General features: G+C 65.0%; 18 protein-coding genes. 5 read left to right on the forward strand and 13 right to left on the reverse strand.

The window, feature by feature from the left end:
• Positions 1-83 precede the first annotated feature (83 nt).
• Entirely contained in the window at positions 84-896 is an 813-nt protein-coding gene (locus NLR35_RS09640; RefSeq protein WP_257166330.1) for a tetratricopeptide repeat protein, read from the forward strand.
• Between the two features lie 6 nt (positions 897-902).
• Here NLR35_RS09640 and NLR35_RS09645 read toward each other — a convergent pair whose 3' ends face one another.
• The 10 genes from NLR35_RS09645 to NLR35_RS09690 all read right to left on the reverse strand — a co-directional run bounded on the left by NLR35_RS09645 (position 903) and on the right by NLR35_RS09690 (position 11142).
• A complete protein-coding gene (locus tag NLR35_RS09645; RefSeq protein WP_257166331.1) occupies positions 903-2138 on the reverse strand; it encodes a Zn-dependent hydrolase in 1236 nt (411 codons plus the stop codon).
• An 84-nt stretch (positions 2139-2222) separates the two neighbouring features.
• On the reverse strand, positions 2223-3197 hold the full coding sequence (locus tag NLR35_RS09650; protein ID WP_257166332.1) for a type II secretion system F family protein: 975 nt from the start codon (positions 3195-3197) through the stop codon (positions 2223-2225).
• Between the two features lie 10 nt (positions 3198-3207).
• Positions 3208-4182: a type II secretion system F family protein gene (locus NLR35_RS09655; RefSeq protein ID WP_257166333.1), complete on the reverse strand. Its 975-nt coding sequence runs from the start codon at positions 4180-4182 to the stop codon at positions 3208-3210.
• A gap of 11 nt (positions 4183-4193) precedes the next feature.
• A complete protein-coding gene (locus NLR35_RS09660) occupies positions 4194-5657 on the reverse strand; it encodes a CpaF family protein (protein WP_257166334.1) in 1464 nt (487 codons plus the stop codon).
• A 21-nt stretch (positions 5658-5678) separates the two neighbouring features.
• A complete protein-coding gene (locus NLR35_RS09665) occupies positions 5679-6947 on the reverse strand; it encodes a CpaE family protein (RefSeq protein ID WP_257166335.1) in 1269 nt (422 codons plus the stop codon).
• Entirely contained in the window at positions 6944-7681 is a 738-nt protein-coding gene (locus NLR35_RS09670; RefSeq protein WP_257166336.1) for a CpaD family pilus assembly protein, read from the reverse strand. Before NLR35_RS09670 ends, NLR35_RS09665 begins: the two co-directional genes overlap by 4 nt.
• A gap of 23 nt (positions 7682-7704) precedes the next feature.
• The gene (locus NLR35_RS09675) at positions 7705-9186 is read right to left on the reverse strand and encodes a type II and III secretion system protein family protein (RefSeq protein WP_257166337.1); all 1482 of its coding nucleotides are present in this window, start codon (positions 9184-9186) and stop codon (positions 7705-7707) included.
• 17 nt (positions 9187-9203) lie between these two features.
• Positions 9204-10004, reverse strand: a complete 801-nt coding sequence (cpaB, locus tag NLR35_RS09680) for a Flp pilus assembly protein CpaB (RefSeq protein WP_257166338.1) — start codon at positions 10002-10004, stop codon at positions 9204-9206.
• Positions 10005-10130: 126 nt separating this feature from the next.
• Entirely contained in the window at positions 10131-10655 is a 525-nt protein-coding gene (locus NLR35_RS09685; protein ID WP_257166339.1) for a prepilin peptidase, read from the reverse strand.
• Positions 10656-10977: 322 nt separating this feature from the next.
• Positions 10978-11142, reverse strand: coding sequence for a Flp family type IVb pilin (locus NLR35_RS09690; protein WP_008964729.1), 165 nt, complete (start codon positions 11140-11142; stop codon positions 10978-10980).
• Between the two features lie 436 nt (positions 11143-11578).
• Here NLR35_RS09690 and NLR35_RS09695 point away from each other — a divergent pair, with 436 nt between their 5' ends.
• The 4 genes from NLR35_RS09695 (at position 11579) to NLR35_RS09710 (ending at position 14486) form a co-directional block, all read left to right on the forward strand.
• Positions 11579-12406 carry a sterol desaturase family protein gene (locus tag NLR35_RS09695; protein ID WP_257166340.1) on the forward strand — a complete coding sequence of 276 codons (828 nt, stop codon included), beginning with the start codon at positions 11579-11581 and terminating at the stop codon, positions 12404-12406.
• A gap of 134 nt (positions 12407-12540) precedes the next feature.
• Positions 12541-13035, forward strand: coding sequence for a pilus assembly protein N-terminal domain-containing protein (locus NLR35_RS09700; RefSeq protein ID WP_374940802.1), 495 nt, complete (start codon positions 12541-12543; stop codon positions 13033-13035).
• Between the two features lie 291 nt (positions 13036-13326).
• Positions 13327-13872 (forward strand): TadE family protein, encoded by a 546-nt coding sequence (locus tag NLR35_RS09705; RefSeq protein ID WP_257166342.1) that lies wholly within the window; start codon positions 13327-13329, stop codon positions 13870-13872.
• Positions 13873-13931: 59 nt separating this feature from the next.
• Positions 13932-14486, forward strand: coding sequence for a TadE/TadG family type IV pilus assembly protein (locus NLR35_RS09710; RefSeq protein WP_257166343.1), 555 nt, complete (start codon positions 13932-13934; stop codon positions 14484-14486).
• A 145-nt stretch (positions 14487-14631) separates the two neighbouring features.
• Here the strand turns inward: NLR35_RS09710 and NLR35_RS09715 are convergent, their stop codons facing one another.
• The 3 genes from NLR35_RS09715 to NLR35_RS09725 all read right to left on the reverse strand — a co-directional run bounded on the left by NLR35_RS09715 (position 14632) and on the right by NLR35_RS09725 (position 16865).
• Positions 14632-14844 carry a cold-shock protein gene (locus NLR35_RS09715; protein WP_006612155.1) on the reverse strand — a complete coding sequence of 71 codons (213 nt, stop codon included), beginning with the start codon at positions 14842-14844 and terminating at the stop codon, positions 14632-14634.
• Between the two features lie 299 nt (positions 14845-15143).
• On the reverse strand, positions 15144-15431 hold the full coding sequence (gene infA / locus NLR35_RS09720) for a translation initiation factor IF-1 (RefSeq protein ID WP_006612154.1): 288 nt from the start codon (positions 15429-15431) through the stop codon (positions 15144-15146).
• 24 nt (positions 15432-15455) lie between these two features.
• Entirely contained in the window at positions 15456-16865 is a 1410-nt protein-coding gene (locus NLR35_RS09725; protein ID WP_257166344.1) for a DEAD/DEAH box helicase, read from the reverse strand.
• Between the last annotated feature and the right edge of the window lie 99 nt (positions 16866-16964).

Here is a 16964-nt window from a genome sequence, read left to right on the forward strand (position 1 = left end):
CGATCCCGCCATTAACCGGCTGTTAGCGTTAACAGTTTATTGCTGGCGCGTTCAATTTCGCTCGTCCTACGAGTCCAGTGAAAATGCGTCGACAGCCTTCGATCACCCGGCTCCTCGCCTCCGCAGCCATCGCCGCGCTCCTCGCCGCGGGCCTCGGCGGTTGCCAGACCGTGTCCGATGTCACGGGCTCGCTGGGCAGCCGTGCCGAGCCGCCGCCGGCGACCCCGCAGCGGGCGGCCGAGGTCTATGGCGAGCGCTACCGCGCCAATCCGAAGGATGCGGCGATGGCCGTCGCCTACGGCCAGGCGCTGCGCAACAATGGTCAGCGCGAGCAGGCCGTCGCGGTGCTGGAGCAGGCGACGCTGACGATCCCCGGCAACAAGACCGTGCTCGCCGCCTATGGCCGCGCACTGGCCGACAACGGCAATTTCAAGCTGGCCTTCGACGTGCTGTCGCGCGCCCACTCGCCCGACAATCCCGACTGGAAGCTGCTGTCGGTGCAGGGCACGGTGCTCGACCAGATGGGCCGTCACGACGAGGCGCGGCGCTACTACGAGAGCGCGCTCAAGATCGTGCCCGGCGAACCCTCGGTGCTGTCCAACCTCGGCCTGTCCTACATGCTGACGCGCGACCTGCCGAACGCCGAGCAGGCGCTGCGCCAGGCCTACGGTTCGCAGCGGGCGGACGCCCGCGTGCGGCAGAATCTCGCGCTGGTGGTCGGCCTGCAGGGCCGGTTCGCCGAAGCCGAGCAGATCGCACGCGCCGATCTGCCGCCCGATGAGGCTGCGGCAAACGTGGCCTATCTGAAGCAGATGATCCAGGGCCAGCGCGAAGGCCAGGGCAAGGGCAAGGCGCGCAACACGGCGCCGATGGCTTCGCTCAGCCAGCCGGACTGACGCTGGTCACGAGCCCGCGAGCAGGCGCCGGCAGGTCTCCACGAACACATCGGCGCCGGTGACGATGTCAGCGTCGGACGTGTTCTCGGTCCAGTGATGGCTGATGCCGCCGATCGACGGAACGAACAGCATCCCCGCCGGCATGATCGTCGCCAGCACTTGCGCGTCGTGCCCGGCGCCGCTCGGCATCCGCAGCGATTTGCCTCCGGCAAGATCGCGGCTCGCGGCCTCGATCGCGTCCTGGAAGGCGCGATCCATCATCGCCGGCGCGCCGGTGCGGATGCGCTCGACGGTGACCTGACACGGACCGGCCGCAGAGGCCTGCGCAGCCATCTCACGCAGCAGCGCTTCGAGGCGGTCGATCACGGCCGCATTGTCGTCGCGGATCTGGAACAGCATCTCGGCTTGGCCGGGGATGATGCTCGGCGCGCCCGGATCGAGCGTGATGCGGCCGGTGGTCCACACCGTGCGCGGGCCGCAGGCGGAGGGAAAGCGCGCGTCGATGTCGACGCAGAACCGGGCGAGCGCGAGGCCGGCGTCCTTGCGGACCGCCATCCGCGTCGTGCCGGCATGGTTCTGCTCGCCGGTGAAGACGATGCGGTACTGCCAGATGCCGACGATCGAGGTGACGACGCCGACCTTGAGCTCGCCCTTTTCCAGCGTATCGCCCTGCTCGATATGGGCCTCGAGATAGCCGATATGGCGGCCGCGCTCGGCGTGCAGGCGGGGACGTCCCGCGAAGCCCATGTCGGCCAGCGCCTCGCGCATCGTGCGCGGGCTGCTGCGGTCGCGGGCGGCATCGATGTCGGCCTCGCTGACATCGCCGACATAGGAGCGGCTGCCGAGGAAGGCGCCGAAGTGCCCCTCCTCGTCGCACCAGGAGGCGACTTCGACGGCGCCTGCGATGGCGGGATCGGGATTGAGCACACGGGCCGCTTCGAGCGCGTAGATCACGCCGAGCGGGCCATCGAGCCAGCCGGCATAGTTCTGACTCTCCAGATGCGATCCCGCCAGCAGCTTCGGCCCGGGCTTCGCGCTCGTGCCCAGCACGTTGCCGATGCCGTCGATCTCGGCCGTGAGCTGCGCGTCGGGCAGGCGCGCGGCGATCCAGGTCAGTGATTGGCGGTGCGCTTCGGAGAAGGTCGGCCGGTGGACGCCGGTCTTGTAGGTGCCGAAGGCGCGCAGCGCGTTCAGGTCGGCGAGGACGCGGGCGCCATCGGCGCGGCGGAGAGTGTCGGACATCAGGCGGAGACCTCGATCATGCTCCGCCTAGCTTTCAAAGTGGCGCCGCGACCGCAAGCGATATTTCGCCGGGCGGGGCATCAGTTACTGCATGGCCGCGACCTTGATGCCGGTCGGTCCCAGAATGACCACGAACAGCACCGGGAGGAAGAACAGGATCATCGGCACCGTCAGCTTCGGCGGCAGCGCCGCGGCCTTTTTCTCGGCCTCGTTCATGCGCATGTCGCGATTTTCCTGCGCCATCACCCGCAGCGATTGACCGAGCGGCGTGCCGTAGCGCTCCGATTGCTGGAGCGCCAGACAGACCGACTTGACGCCCTCGAGGCCGGTGCGGCGGGCGAGGTTCTCATAGGCGACCTTGCGGTCCTGCAGGTAGGACAGCTCCGCCGTGGTCAGCGTGAACTCTTCCGACAGCGCGATCGACTGGCTCGCGATTTCGATCGACACCCTGCGGAACGCCGCTTCGATCGACATGCCGGACTCGATGCAGATCAGCAGCAGGTCGAGGGCGTCGGGGAAGGCGCGCTTGATCGACAGCTGGCGCTTGGAGATCGCGTTGCTGAGGAACAGCATCGGCGCCTGCAGGCCGAGATAGGCCATGCCGACGCAGATGCCGATCTTGACCGGCATCGATTTCTGCAGATTGGCGATGACGAAGACGTACAGCACGGTTCCGACGAACAGCACCACAGGCGTCACGAGGCGTGCGAACAGGAAGGTGATGTAGGGCGCCTGGCCGCGATAGCCGGCCATGATCAGCTTGTCGCGCGCGGCCTCCTGGGCCAGCCATTTGGTGAGGTTGAAATCTTCCACCACCCTCGAGACCAGCTGCTTGGGCGTCTGCCGCAACGAGACCTTCTCGCCGGCATTCAGCCGCTCACGCTCGCGCTGCTTGATGCGCTCCCGCTCGCTGGCGACCGCCTTCATGCGCTTGTTCAGGTTCTCGCCTGCGAACAGCGGCATGATCAGCGTGTAGACGGTGGCGCTCGCCGCGATCGCGGCGAAGAACATCGTCATGAAGTGCGGATCGTGCAGCTTGGTGACCAGAAATTCGACCATGGCCCACCCCTCAGAAATCGAAGTTGATCATCTTCTTCATGACCAGGATGCCCATCGACATCCAGATCACGCAGCCGACCAGCATCAGCTGGCCGGTCGGATGGGTCCAGAGCAGCGAGATGTAGTCAGGCGTGCTCAGGTAGACCAGCAGCATCACGATCGGCGGCAGCGAGCCGATGATGCCGGCAGAGGCCTTGGCTTCCATCGACATCGCCTGGATCTTCTCGGCCATCTTCTTGCGGTCGCGCAGCACCTTCGAAAGATTGCCCAGCGCCTCGGAGAGGTTGCCGCCGGACTTCTGCTGAATCGCAATGACAATGCCGAAGAAGTTGGCCTCAGGCAGCGGCATGCGCTCATACAGCCGCGCGCACGCTTCGCCGAGCGGCATGCCGATCGCCTGGGTCTCGATGATCGCGAGGAACTCGCTGCGCAGCGGATCCGGCGCATCGGCGGCGACGACCTTGATGGACTCGAACAGCGGCAGGCCGGCCTTGATGCCTCGGACGATGACGTCGACGGCGTCCGGCAGCGCCGCCAGGAATTTCTTCTCGCGCCGCTTTTTCAGGTAGCCGAGAATCCAGCGCGGCAGGCCGAGACCGGCCGCAAAGCCGAGGCCGAGCGCGCCGAGCGGACCACCGCCGGCCAAGAAGGTGACGGCGGAGACGGCGAAGCCGAGAACGCCGGAGATGATCCAGAACTTCTGCACTGTCCAGTCGAGGCCGGCCTGCGAGATGCGCACGTTCAGCGGCACCTTGCTCTGCTTCTGCGCCTTGGCTTCGAGATCCTTCAGCGAGGTCTCGACCTGCTCGCGGCGCGAGCGCTGCGTGCGTTCGGTCTGCCGCACCACCGGCTCGGCCTTGGCGACACTGCTGCGCCGCTGCTCGGCCTTCCGCTCGCCGGACAGCAGAGGATACAGAAACACCCAGGCGATGCCGCCGATGGCGGTCGCGGCGAGGAAGGCGAGGGCGAGAGCCTGAAACTTCATGGGGGTGCCCTCTATTCCTTGCTCGCGACTTCGGCAGCGTCGAGCGCAGCCGCAAGCCGTTTCTCTTCGCCGTAATAGCGCGCACGCTCCCAGAAGCGCGGGCGGCCGATACCGGTCGAGCGATGCCGGCCGATGATCTTGCCGTTCGCGTCCTCGCCGACCATGTCGTAGAGGAAGACGTCCTGGGTGATGATGGTGTCGCCTTCCATGCCCATCACCTCCGTGATGTGCGTGATGCGGCGGGAGCCGTCGCGCAGGCGGGCGGCCTGGACGATGACGTCGATCGAGGCGCAGATCATCTCGCGGATGGTCCGCGAGGGCAGCGAGAAGCCGCCCATGGTGATCATGGATTCGCAGCGTGACAGTGCCTCGCGCGGGTTGTTGGCGTGCAAGGTGCCCATCGAGCCGTCGTGACCGGTGTTCATGGCCTGGAGGAGGTCGAACGCCTCCGGGCCGCGGACCTCGCCGACGATGATCCGTTCGGGACGCATACGCAGGCAGTTCCTGACCAGCTCGCGCATGGTCACCTGGCCTTCGCCCTCGATGTTGGGCGGCCGGGTTTCCAGGCGCACCACGTGCGGCTGCTGCAGCTGAAGCTCGGCCGCGTCCTCGCAGGTGATGACGCGCTCGTCATGATCGATGTAGTTGGTCAAGCAGTTCAACAGCGTCGTCTTGCCCGAGCCGGTACCGCCGGAGATCAGCACGTTGCAGCGGACGCGCCCGATGATCTGCAGGATTTCCGCGCCTTCCGGCGAGATGGCGCCGAACTTGACCAGCTGATCGAGAGTGAGCTTGTCCTTCTTGAACTTACGAATGGTGAGCGCGGGCCCATCGATCGCCAGCGGCGGCACGATGGCGTTGACGCGGGAGCCGTCGGCGAGACGGGCGTCGCAGATCGGCGAGGATTCATCGACGCGGCGGCCGACCTGGCTGACGATGCGCTGGCAGATGTTCAGCAATTGCTGATTGTCGCGGAAGCGGATGCCGGTGCGCTGGATCTTGCCGTTGACTTCGATGAAGACCGTGCCGGCACCGTTGACCATGATGTCGGCGATGTCGTCGCGCGACAGCAGGGGCTCGAGCGGACCGTATCCAAGCACGTCGTTGCAGATGTCGTCGAGCAGCTCCTCCTGCTCGGCGATCGACATCACGATGTTCTTGATCGCGATGATCTCGTTGACGATGTCGCGGATTTCCTCGCGCGCGGATTCGCCGTCGAGCTTCGCGAGCTGGGCGAGGTCGATCGCCTCGATCAGCGCCCCGAAGATCGTCGCCTTGACCTGGTAGTAATTGTCCGAGCGTCGGGCCTCGACCACCGGTGGGGGCGGCGGAGCAGCCTGCCGGGTCGGGGCCAGAGGTGGCGACGACACGGCCGGGGCGGCCGCACGGGGGGCGGCCGGCGCCAGCTCCGGCGCTGGCGCGGCCGGCCTGAGGGTCCTTGTATCGTTGTCCGTTCCGCTACGCTTACCAAACACGACCTAAAACTCCACGCGTGCTTACTTCGCCTTCAGCTTGTCCAGCAGAGGCGACAGGAAGGAGCCCTTCGGCTTCTTGGTCTCGCTGCGGCCGGTGAGCCGCTGCGCGATCTGGAGAAACATCTCGGTCGTCCGATGATTGGGCGACATCTCCGCAATCATCTGGCCGTTGTTGGCGGCCGCACCGAAGATCTGCGGCTCGAACGGGATCGTCACGATCGGCGGACTTTCGATCGCCTTGGCGAACTCGCTGGCATTGATCTCCGGCCGCTTGGGCACGCCGACCTGGTTCAGGCAGTACAGCGGCATGCGGTCGTTGGGGCGGGCCGCCTTGAGCAGATCGAACATGTTCTTGGTGTTGCGCAGCGAAGCGAGATCGGGCGCTGCGACGATCAGGATGTCATCGGCGCTGATCAGCGCGCGCTTGGTCCAGCCCGACCATTGGTGCGGCACGTCGAGCACGATGCACGGCATCGAGGCGCGCAGCGTGTCGAAGATCGCGTCGAACGCCTCGGCGCCGAAATCATAGACGCGGTCGAGCGTCGCCGGCGCGGCCAGCAGGCTGAGGTGATCGGTGCATTTCGACAGCAGCCGGTCCATGAAGGCGATGTCGATGCGATCGGGCGAGAAGACGGCGTCCGCAATACCCTGCGCCGGGTCCTGGTTGTAGTCGAGGCCGGCGGTGCCAAAAGCGAGATCGAGATCGGCGACCACCGAATCCATCGACAGATCGCGGGCGATCGCCCAGGCGATATTGTGCGCGATGGTGGATGCGCCGGCGCCGCCCTTGGCTCCGACCACGGCAATGATGCGCCCGACGGCCTTGGCCTCCGGCGCCGAGAACAGGTTGCAGATCGAACGCACGACGTCGATCGGGGTCACCGGCGACAGCACATAGTCGCTGACGCCGCGGCGCACGAGCTCACGATACAGCGTGACATCGTTGACACGGCCGATCACGACCACGCGCGTGCCGGGATCGCAGACCGTCGCGAGCTGATCGAGACCGGCCAGGATGTCGGAGCGCGCATCGGTCTCCAGAATGATGACGTTCGGCGTCGGTGCCGAGCGATAGGCTTCGATCGCCGCCGCCATGCCGCCCATCTGAACCTTCAGATGCGCCTTGCCGAGCCGCCGGTCCTCACCGGCCGCCTGCACGGTCGCGGCGGTTTCCACCGTTTCGCAGAACGCCTGCACCGAGACACGCGGCGCCGGCGCGATGTGATCGTCGGCCGGCGGCGGCACGACGTCAGGCTGCTCCTCTTGGGTCTGTCGGGCGTAGCTGATCATTTGCCTGTGTCACTGAGTTTGGCCTTGTCGGCCTCGGGATACGTGATCGCGGTTGACGCTCCCTTGCGGTATTTCTCGAACAACGCGGTGCGCCGGGCGGTGTAGGACGGGGTCTCGGCTCGGGGCTGGACCAGATCGGCCGGGTTATCGACCATCGCGGCCATGTTGCGCTGATAGGCGCAGCCGAAGTTCCAGTCGGGCTTGTTGTCGAACCAGTTCTTGTTCTTGATCGAGGGCCCCAGATCGTCCGGCCAGACACCGCAGGGACCTGCGGTGGCCGAGAGCTTCGGATAGCTCAGCCGGATCGCAGCCATCTGGCGCGGGTCCTTGGGCTGGTAGTTGCGCACCGTGAGGCCGTGCGGCGGAACGCCGGCCGCCGCGAACAGGGATTGAATCTCGCGCATCGAATCGGCGGCCGCGCGGGCGTTCGGCGTGCCGCTCGGCACGTCGGCCACGATCGCGCCCGTGCCCTGGCGCGTCCAGCTTTGCGCAAATCCCATGACCTCGGCGCGCTGCTCGGCCATCAGGCCGCCGCGGCCCTGGCCGACGAACACGACGAGGGAGTCCGGGGCTTCCTGGACCGCGATCGGGTGACGCAGCCGGTAGTCGTCGGGAATGCTGGCCGTGACGGCCGGGTCCCTGCGGAAGTTGCAGGCGCCGAGCAGGACCGCGGTCCCGGCAAGAGCGGCGGCAAGCTGCAGTCGGCGGCGAGCAAGGCGGGGTGTCGTGGTCATGGGTGCAAGTCCTTGGTCCCTGCTCAGTCCGTGATGAAGCCGTAGGTGCCGCGATAGTTGCGGGCTGGTTCGGTCCGTCCGGGCACGCCGTAGATGCGGTTGATGCTGCCCAGGAGCTCGGCCTGCGGATCCGAAGCCGCCGCAAAGCCGTCATCCGGACGGGAAAGATCCTTCTGCGCGACGGCGCGCACGACGAACGGCGTTACCATCACCATCAGTTCGGTCTGGTTGTTGACGTAGTCACGGCTGCGGAACAGCGCGCCGAGCACCGGAAGCTGCATGAGGCCCGGCATGCCGCTGATCGCCATCTTGGTCTGCTGCTGGATCAGGCCGGCCATGGCCATCGCGCCGCCCGAAGGGATCTCGAGCGTCGTCTCGGCGCGGCGTGTCTTGATCGAGGGCACTGTCAGCGAGTTCGTGGTGGTGGCGCTCACCGCCTGCGACAGGGTGATCGCATTCTCGTTCGAGAGCTCCGAAACCTCGGTCATCACCCGCATCGAGATGCGGCCCTCGCTCAGTACGACCGGCGTGAAGTTGAGCGAGATGCCGAACTTCTTGAAGCTGATCTGCGTGGTACAGACGTGGGTCGTCGGATCGCACGAATAGCCGGCCGGAACCGGAAACTCGCCGCCGGCGATGAAGGTTGCCGACTCGCCGGAGATCGCGGTCAGGTTCGGCTCGGCCAGAGTCCGGATGACGCCCGCGTTCTCCATGGCTCGCAGCGTGGCCTGCACGGACGGGGTCGCTCCGCCCAGCGCCGCGCTCACGGCGTTGTTGGAGACGAGGTTGCTGCCATAGGCCGTAAACGGATTGGAGTTGGCGAATTTGACGACGGCGGTGCCGTAGTTGAGCTGACCGGAAAGGTCGATGCCGAGCTGCTTGACGACCGAGCGCTGCACTTCGGCGACCGTCACCTTCAGCATGACCTGGTCGCGGCCGCGGACGGTGATCGAGTTGACGACCTTCTCCGCGCCGCCCGCGAGCCGCGCGGCCAATTCGCCGGCCTGCTGCGCCTCGATCTGGCTCGAGGCCGAGCCGGTCAGCACGACGCTTTCGCCGAGGCCTTCGATCTGGATGTCGGCGTTCGGCAAGAGTTGCTTCAGCGCTGCGCGTGCGCCGTTCAGATCGCGCTTCACGGCGATGTCATAGGCCGCGATCTGCTGGCCCTGGGCGTCGAAGAAGACGATGTTGGTCTGACCGATCGCCGCGCCGATGATGTAGGCGCGCTGCGACGAGCGCACCACGGCGTTCGCGATCTTCGGATCGGCGACGAGGACGTCCTTGATGTCCCGCGGCAGGTCGATGACCACCGACTTGCCGATCCCGAGCGCGAGAAAGCGCGCGTTGATCTGGCCGTCGGCGGCAGCCGTGGCGGCCGCGGGGCGGTAATCCGCCGCAATCACCGGTGCAAGCGCAGGATTAAGGGTCAGCGCAGCAGCGGCCGAAAACGACAGCGCGCGGACCATCAGGGTCCACGGTTTCCGCTGATTTTCGCTGCAAGTCATCTTGGTAGTCCTCTCGGTCACTTCTGCGTCGTCATGGTGCTGGGAATGCCGAAGCGAACGACGGCAACACTGTCGCTGCGCCTGCGGCTGTTCTCATCCGGCAGCTTCTCGGCCATGTTGACATCTGCAATGCTGCGGAGTGCCAGCGATAGCGTCCCGGTCTGCCGCGCCCGCGCAAGCGACTCGGCCTGCTCCGGCTTCAGCTCCAGCGTCACCGTCTTGCCGACGACCGTGGTCTGGCCGTCCTTCTCCTTGGGCGCCTGATCGATCGCCAGGACCCGGATGTTGGACAGGAAGATCTCCGAGCTGACGATGTCGCCGGCATTCGGCTGATCCGGCATCCGCTCGCGCTTGGACAGGATCACGTCGACCCGGTCGTTGGGCAGAATGAAGCCGCCGGCGCCGGTCTCCGGCGAGATCTCGGTCGAGACCGCGCGCATCCCCGACGGCAGGATCGCCGCCATGAAGCCGGAGCCATCGGCCTTGACCAGCTTCTGCTCGCGGATCGGCTCGCCGGCAATGAACGGCGCCCGGGCGATCATGCCGGTCACCTCGGTATCGCCCTTAGCGCGGTCCTTGCGCTGAATGAAGCTGGAACTCGTGGTCGCGGCGGGCCAGCTCTGCCATTGCAGGTGCTCCGGCTTGATCGACTGGCCGAGAGGGATGTCCGACTTCGCGATGAGAACATCGACCGTCTCGACCGCCGGCGCGACTGCGGCAACGGGAGCCGGGCGATCGTCGGACCCGCTCGCCAGATATGCGGCTATGCCGCCAGCGCCCACAGCGATGGTCAGAACCACAATGCGTGCGGTATTCATACGCTTCACTTTCCACATTACGCCGCGACGCTTGCGCCGCCGTGATGGGAGTTGAGCAGTTATTCGTCAAAGCATGGTTAATGAGGCGTATCTAAATCGCCTTAACACCGCGTTCACACGGTGTTTTCAGAGCAACGCAAGACGCGCAGCGTCGATCGCCTTCACCCACTCGGTCTCCGGGTAGACCATTAGGGCGCCCAGTGCGAGCGCGATGCCATAGGGAACGCCGCTGTCCTTGGCGTGGAGACGCGCAAGCCAGGGTTGCCCTGCGAGCATGTAGGGCAGGGGCCATTGCCGGAACTGCATGAGCGCGAGCGTGAGCACGCCGCCGAAGATCGAGGCGTACAACAGATAGTTCATCAGATGGGCGAAGCCGAACCAAAGGGCGGCAGCCGAAGCGACCTTGGCGTCGCCGCCGCCGATCCAGCCGAATGCAAAGCACGTAAAGGCGATCACCAGCAGCAGCGCGCCGGCGCCGGCATGCATCAGCATGTCGTTCGGGCCCATTCCGCTCAGCGGCGCCAGCACCAGGAATCCCGCGACGAGTGCCACCGAGACCCGGTTCGAAATGGTCATCGTGAACAGGTCGCTCGCCGCGGCGAAGGCCATCAGGGCCGGAAATAGCAGCAGGCGCGCGAGATCGAGGGTCATGGGCTCTCAACGGCATCGAACCGGCGCGGAATGCGCCGGCGCGGCCAACTTAGCGGCAACAGATAAATGATCGGGAAACGATCCGGCGTCGTGCCGTCCGGTCTCACCAGACGCTGACAATGCGGGCTGCGAGAGCGAGGATGGACAGGGCGAGCGCGCTGCAGATCAAGGGCAGGACCGCATCGACCTGCCGTGACGGGCGCCGGGCTGCGGCTGCGGAGACAACGTGGTTACGCATCACTGAACGCCGCGAAGCTGAAGGGCCAAATGATAAAAGGCCCCGGGGATTCCGGGGCCTTCTTTGCTCGGTCGTGGCGACTGCTTACTTCAGCGACGAGTTGATCGAGCCGAACTTGGAGCTCAGGCTGGAGCCGAGACCGTTCACCGCAGCAATGATCGCGAGCGAGATGCCGGCAGCGATCAGGCCGTACTCGATGGCGGTCGCGCCGGATTCATCCTTCACGAAGCGAGCAAGAAGATTCTTCATAGGGTAACTCCATGTACACGTGGCTGGTCGAACAAAATCTGGTCGTTGCGGCGTTCTCAGCACCGTGACCATGTAGGCACCCTAGAGGGCAGGAATTTCGGCGTAGTTAATTCAACCGATGAAACATCGCCGCGGACCGGCGTTCTTGCGCAGAGTAAATTTGGGCTAAATCGCGCAATGAAAATTGGAAGCAGGCAGCCTGGCTTTCAACTCCGGCCCGTGATGGTCACGAACGACGGAGTGCTTCTGCCGGTTCGATCGCCCAAGTCGATCGCCAAAGTCGATCGTCCAGGACGATCGCCCAAGCCGATCTCGTGATCCTGCCTCATCTGGCGCTTGCTCGACGCTGCAGTTCCTGCCGCGGAAGCGGCGAGGTTCACGGCTCCTTAAGCGCCAAGGAGTACCCGTCGGGAAAGTTCATGTGATGAGGGATGTTATGTCCGGTCTGCCGTGGGAAGTCGTGCTGATGCTCGGCCAGACCATCGAGAAGGTGCTGCCGATCACGCTGATCGTGGCGGTCGTCTTCTCGGTGCTGAGCCACTTCTGGGCCTGCAATCCGGGCAAGCCGTGGTGGCAGAAGCGCGAGCTCGTCACCGACATGGTCTATTGGTTCTTCGTGCCGGTGTTCGCCCGCGTGCTCCGCATCGGTTTCCTGGTGCTCGGCGCCGGCGTGATCTTCAAGATCCACGACGCGGACGAGCTGATCGCCTTTTATGAGAATGGCCATGGCCCGCTGGCGCAATTGCCGGAATGGCTGCAGGGGCTATTGTTCATCGTGCTCGCCGATTTCATGTTGTACTGGACGCACCGGTTGTTCCACGGCGGCGAGTTCTGGAAGTACCATGCCGTTCACCACTCCTCGGAGGACTTGGATTGGATCTCGGCGGCCCGCTTTCATCCGATCAACCTGGTCCTCGGCACCATTGCCGTCGACGTGATCCTGCTGATGGCCGGCATCTCGCCCAATGTGATGATCTGGGTGGGCCCGTTCACGACGTTCCATTCGGCCTTCGTGCACGCCAATCTCAATTGGACGCTCGGGCCGTTCAAATATGTCCTGGCGACCCCGGTTTTCCATCGCTGGCACCACACTGCGATGGAAGAAGGCGGCAACACCAATTTTGCCGGCACGTTCCCGCTCTGGGACATCATGTTCGGGACGTTCAGGATGCCGGAGGGCCAGCTGCCCGCGGAGTACGGCAAGGATGAAGCGACGATGCCCGGTGAGTTCGCCGGCCAGCTGGCGTTTCCGTTCCGCCGGTGAGCGGCCGGACGGGTGTTCGAGAGATTTCGGCTGCGTTGGTAGATCGTTCACCAATTAAGCGCAGATTTGCCGCGTGGGGCGCCGTCACCGCTGTGTATCGCTTGAGACGGCTCGTCAATGTCCCGGGGTTGAGTATGTCGTTCCGTATGTCGCGTCCTTGTGTATCCCTCGCATTGCGGGCGGCCTTCGCCGCGTTGCTGCTGTGGCCGGTTGCGGCGTCGGCCGATCCTGACCCTGCCATTGCCGTCAACGTCGACCAGGCCAAGCTCGTCAAGCTCCCGGACCGCGTCGCGACCCTCGTCGTCGGCAACCCGATGATCGCCGACGTGACCCTGCAGAGCGGCGGCATCATCGTCGTCACCGGCAAGAGCTATGGCGCCACCAACTTCATCGCGATGGACCGCGGCGGCCAGGTGCTGATCGATCGCCAGATCCAGGTGGCGGGCCCGACCGACCGATTGGTGACGGTCTATCGCGGCGTGGACCGCGAGACCTATAGCTGCATGCCGGTCTGCCAGCGGCGCGTCACCCTCGGTGATGGCGACACATACTTCAAGTCGGTGCTCGACCAGGCCGGCACGATGTCGAGCCAGGCCGCCGGCAATGCCGCGTCTGCCAAGACCAACTGAGGCACGGACGACGTCTCGCCATTGAGGTCAGAGCCAGATCGTGGCCGGGTGATGCCGGCCCGGCTTGTCGCGTGTGCGTTTCGATCAGCCGCTTTCGGCTGACCCGATCTCGATAGCTCATCTCGATCTCGCGCTGGACCAAAGGCCCTTACGTGCAGCGGACGCTTGCATGGTTAGCGGCTGGTTGCGGCCGCCGGCCATCTTGCTCCGATCGTAGGAAACTCTTTCCCAACGAGTTTCCGCTATTTCTTTCACCCAGGTTGATGTGCCTTTCCAAATCCGGGTCGAACAATGCAAGCCTCCGCCACCGCGAATGGATCGTTCCGCAGACTGCTGCGACGCTTTCGGCGTAACCGGCGGGCGTCGGCGGCGCTCGAATTCGCGCTGGTTGCCCCGGTGTTCTTCGCGCTGCTGTTCGCGATCATCGAAACGGCCCTGATGTTCTTCGCGGGCCAGGTGCTGGAGACGATCACGCAGGACTCCGCGCGCATGATCCTGACCGGGCAGGCGCAGCAGGGCTCCTACTCGCAATCGCAGTTCGCGAGCTATGTCTGCACCCAGGTGCCGGCGCTGTTCGACTGCAACAAGATCTATATCGACGTGAAGAGCTACTCGTCGTTCGGCAGCGTCTCGATCAGCAATCAGATCGACAACAGCGGCAACTTCATCAACAACATGACCTATAGCCCGGGCGCCGCCGGCGACATCGTGGTGGTCAGGCTGTTCTACCAGTGGCCGATCTTCGTGACCGGGCTGGGCTACAACATCGCCAACCTGTCGGGCAGCAAGCGGCTGCTGGTGGGAACGGCTGCATTCAAGAACGAGCCTTATTCATAAGGGCTCCAGGACGCCAATAGAACTCCATCATGCGTTGTGAAGATAGACCGAGGTCGAAGATGGAACGCCGCCTGCTACGTCGCTTTCGCGCCTTCGGCGCCGATCGAAGCGGCGTCGCCGCCACCGAGTTTGCCTTCATCGTTCCGCTGATGCTGGTGATGTTCTTCGGCACCGTTGAATTCTGTTCGGCGATTGCCGTCGACCGCAAGGTCACGCTGATGGCGCGGACGCTGTCCGACCTGACCTCGCAGTCGACCTCGGTCGGCGACACCGACATGTCGAACTTCTTCGCCGCGTCGACCGGCATCATGTACCCGTATTCGACGACCCCGGTGAACGCGACGATCACCGAGCTGTATGTCGATCCGACCACGAAGCAGGCGACGGTGAAGTGGAGCAAGGGATCCGCACCGCGCACGAAGGACACGACGGTCGGCATCCCGGCCGACCTGCTGGTCAGCGGCACCTATCTCATCTTCAGCGAGGTGAGCTACCAATATGTCCCGACCATCGGCTACGTGATGGCCAAGACCGGCATCAATCTGAGCGACGTCGCCTACACCCGTCCGCGGCAGTCGACCTGCGTCTACTACAGCCCGTTGACGAGCTGCTGAGCAGCGGCCTGTCGCCGGGCGGGGGCCGCGCGGCGAGGACGGCGGCCGGCCTGAAAATCAGATCTGAAATCAGGACATGAAAAAAGGCCGCGCAAGGCGGCCTTTCGTTTGTTCGGAGGCGATCTGGCGATCGCCCTCCCGCTGCTCAGTTGGCAGCGCGCAGATTGTCGGCCGAGGACTTGCCCGAACGGCGGTCAGCCACGATCTCGTAGGAGATCTTCTGGCCTTCGCGCAGCGTGCCGAGACCGGCGCGCTCGACGGCGCTGATGTGCACGAACACGTCATTGCCGCCGTCATCCGGCTGAATGAAGCCATAGCCCTTGGTTGCGTTAAACCACTTCACGGTTCCCATGCTCACGGGGGTAGTTCCCTTCTCAGATATCAAATGTCGTAACCCAGGACCCTGGGTTGGTTAGATCGAATTTTTGGAAGGGTCGTCAGCGTCTGAACCGGCTGTACCGGTAATAGCTAATCTCGTCCGGCCGAAAATCGATTGCGGGATATATTATTGGAAATGGCCGCGCAAAACAATCCTGAGGTGCGGGAGGGCGCACGTTTTTTTGACGCGCCGGCTGGTCGCCGACGCGTTGGATTGTCGCTGATTGCGCAAGACTTCATCAAGGCGAAGAGGGGCGGCCCGTCGTGCCGCCCCAGACGTCAGCGCCGGCGGAACTGGCCGCCACGCTGGGCGCCGCGCGGAGGACCACCGGGGGTGCTGGGGCGCTCGTCCTTGTGGCGGAAGATGAGACGGCCCTTTTCCAGGTCGTAGGGCGACATCTCGACGGTCACGCGGTCGCCCGCGAGCGTCTTGATGCGATTCTTTTTCATCTTGCCCGCCGTGTAGGCGACGATCTCGTGCCCAGCGTCGAGTTGCACGCGATAGCGCGCGTCGGGAAGGATTTCCGTGACCAGCCCTTCGAACTGGATCAGCTCTTCCTTAGCCATGTCTTTCTCCAGATCGACAGACGTCTAGTTTGGCCGTTGGTTGCGGTTGTGAGCGTGGTTTTTGGGTCTGCCCTCGCGATGCAGGAATGCAACGCCTTGAATCGACCCGGCCTTGCCGCCGCCTTGCGACGGCCGGTTGGGCTCCTGACGATTGCCTGGCAGAGCCGGCACCTTAGCATTGGAACGTCGGCGGCGGCGAGGGCCTTTTGCGGCGTTGCCGCCCTCGTTGGTCCGCGCATTCTGCATGCCAGGTCGGCCGCCGCGGTGAGGCGGTTTGGCCGGGGGGGCAGCTTCGCGCAGGCCCGGCGTGCGGCGATCCTCGCGCGGCAGCGTGACCTTGGTCAGCCGCTCGATGTCACGCAGGTAGGACAGCTCGTCCGCTCCGGCCACGAGCGAGATGGCGACGCCCTCGGCCCCGGCGCGCGCGGTGCGGCCGATGCGGTGGACGTAGGTCTCGGGCACGTTCGGCAGGTCGAAGTTTACGACATGGCTGACGCCGTCGACGTCGATGCCGCGGGCGGCAATGTCAGTCGCCACCAGCGTGCGGATCTCGCCGGTGCGGAACGCCGCCAAGGTGCGCTCACGATGGTTCTGCGACTTGTTGCCGTGGATCGCCTGGGCAGGAATGCCGGCCTTTTCCAGGCTCTTCACGACCTTGTCGGCGCCGTGCTTGGTGCGGGTGAACACCAGCGCGCGGTTGACCGGCTCATCCTTGAGCAGCTGAGCCAGCAGGTTCGGCTTGGCCGAGTGATCGACCTGGATGACGCGTTGGGCGATGCGCTCGACGGTGGACGAGACCGGGGTCACCGCGACGCGGGCCGGATCGCGCAGCATGGAGTCGGCAAGCTCGGCGATGTCCTTCGGCATGGTGGCCGAGAAGAACAGCGTCTGGCGCTTGATCGGCAGCTTGGCGACGATCTTCCGGATGTCGTTGATGAAGCCCATGTCGAGCATGCGGTCGGCCTCGTCGAGCACCAGGAACTCGACCTGGGTCAGTTTCAGGGCGTTGCCCTGGACGAGGTCGAGCAGGCGGCCCGGCGTGGCGACCAGCACCTCGACGCCCTGCATGACGGCGCGGACCTGACGGCCCATGGGAACGCCGCCGATCGCGAGCGTCGAGCTCAGGCGGATGTGGCGGCCATAGGTGTTGAAGCTGTCCAGGATCTGGCCGGAGAGCTCGCGGGTCGGGCTCAGCACCAGCACACGCGCCGTCTTCGGCTGCGGCTTGATGCGGTTCTCGAGCAGGCGGTGCAGGATCGGCAGTGCGAACGAGGCGGTCTTGCCGGTTCCCGTCTGCGCAATGCCGATCACGTCGCGGCCCTGGAGTGCGATCGGGATGGTCTGGGCCTGGATCGGGGTGGGGGTGGTGTAATTCTCTTCCTTCAGCGCGCGCGTCAGCGCGTCGGCGAGGTTGAAGTCCTGAAAGGAGGTCAAAAGATGGGGCTTTCCATAAGAGGATAAGGCCCGTGTCGGCAGGCAGCCGGACGCGGGTGGGTGGTTGAAGAGACACCCGCGTGTTTGGAGCGTCGAGAT

It is taken from the genome of Bradyrhizobium sp. SRS-191, assembly GCF_024586915.1.
GTDB lineage: Bacteria > Pseudomonadota > Alphaproteobacteria > Rhizobiales > Xanthobacteraceae > Bradyrhizobium.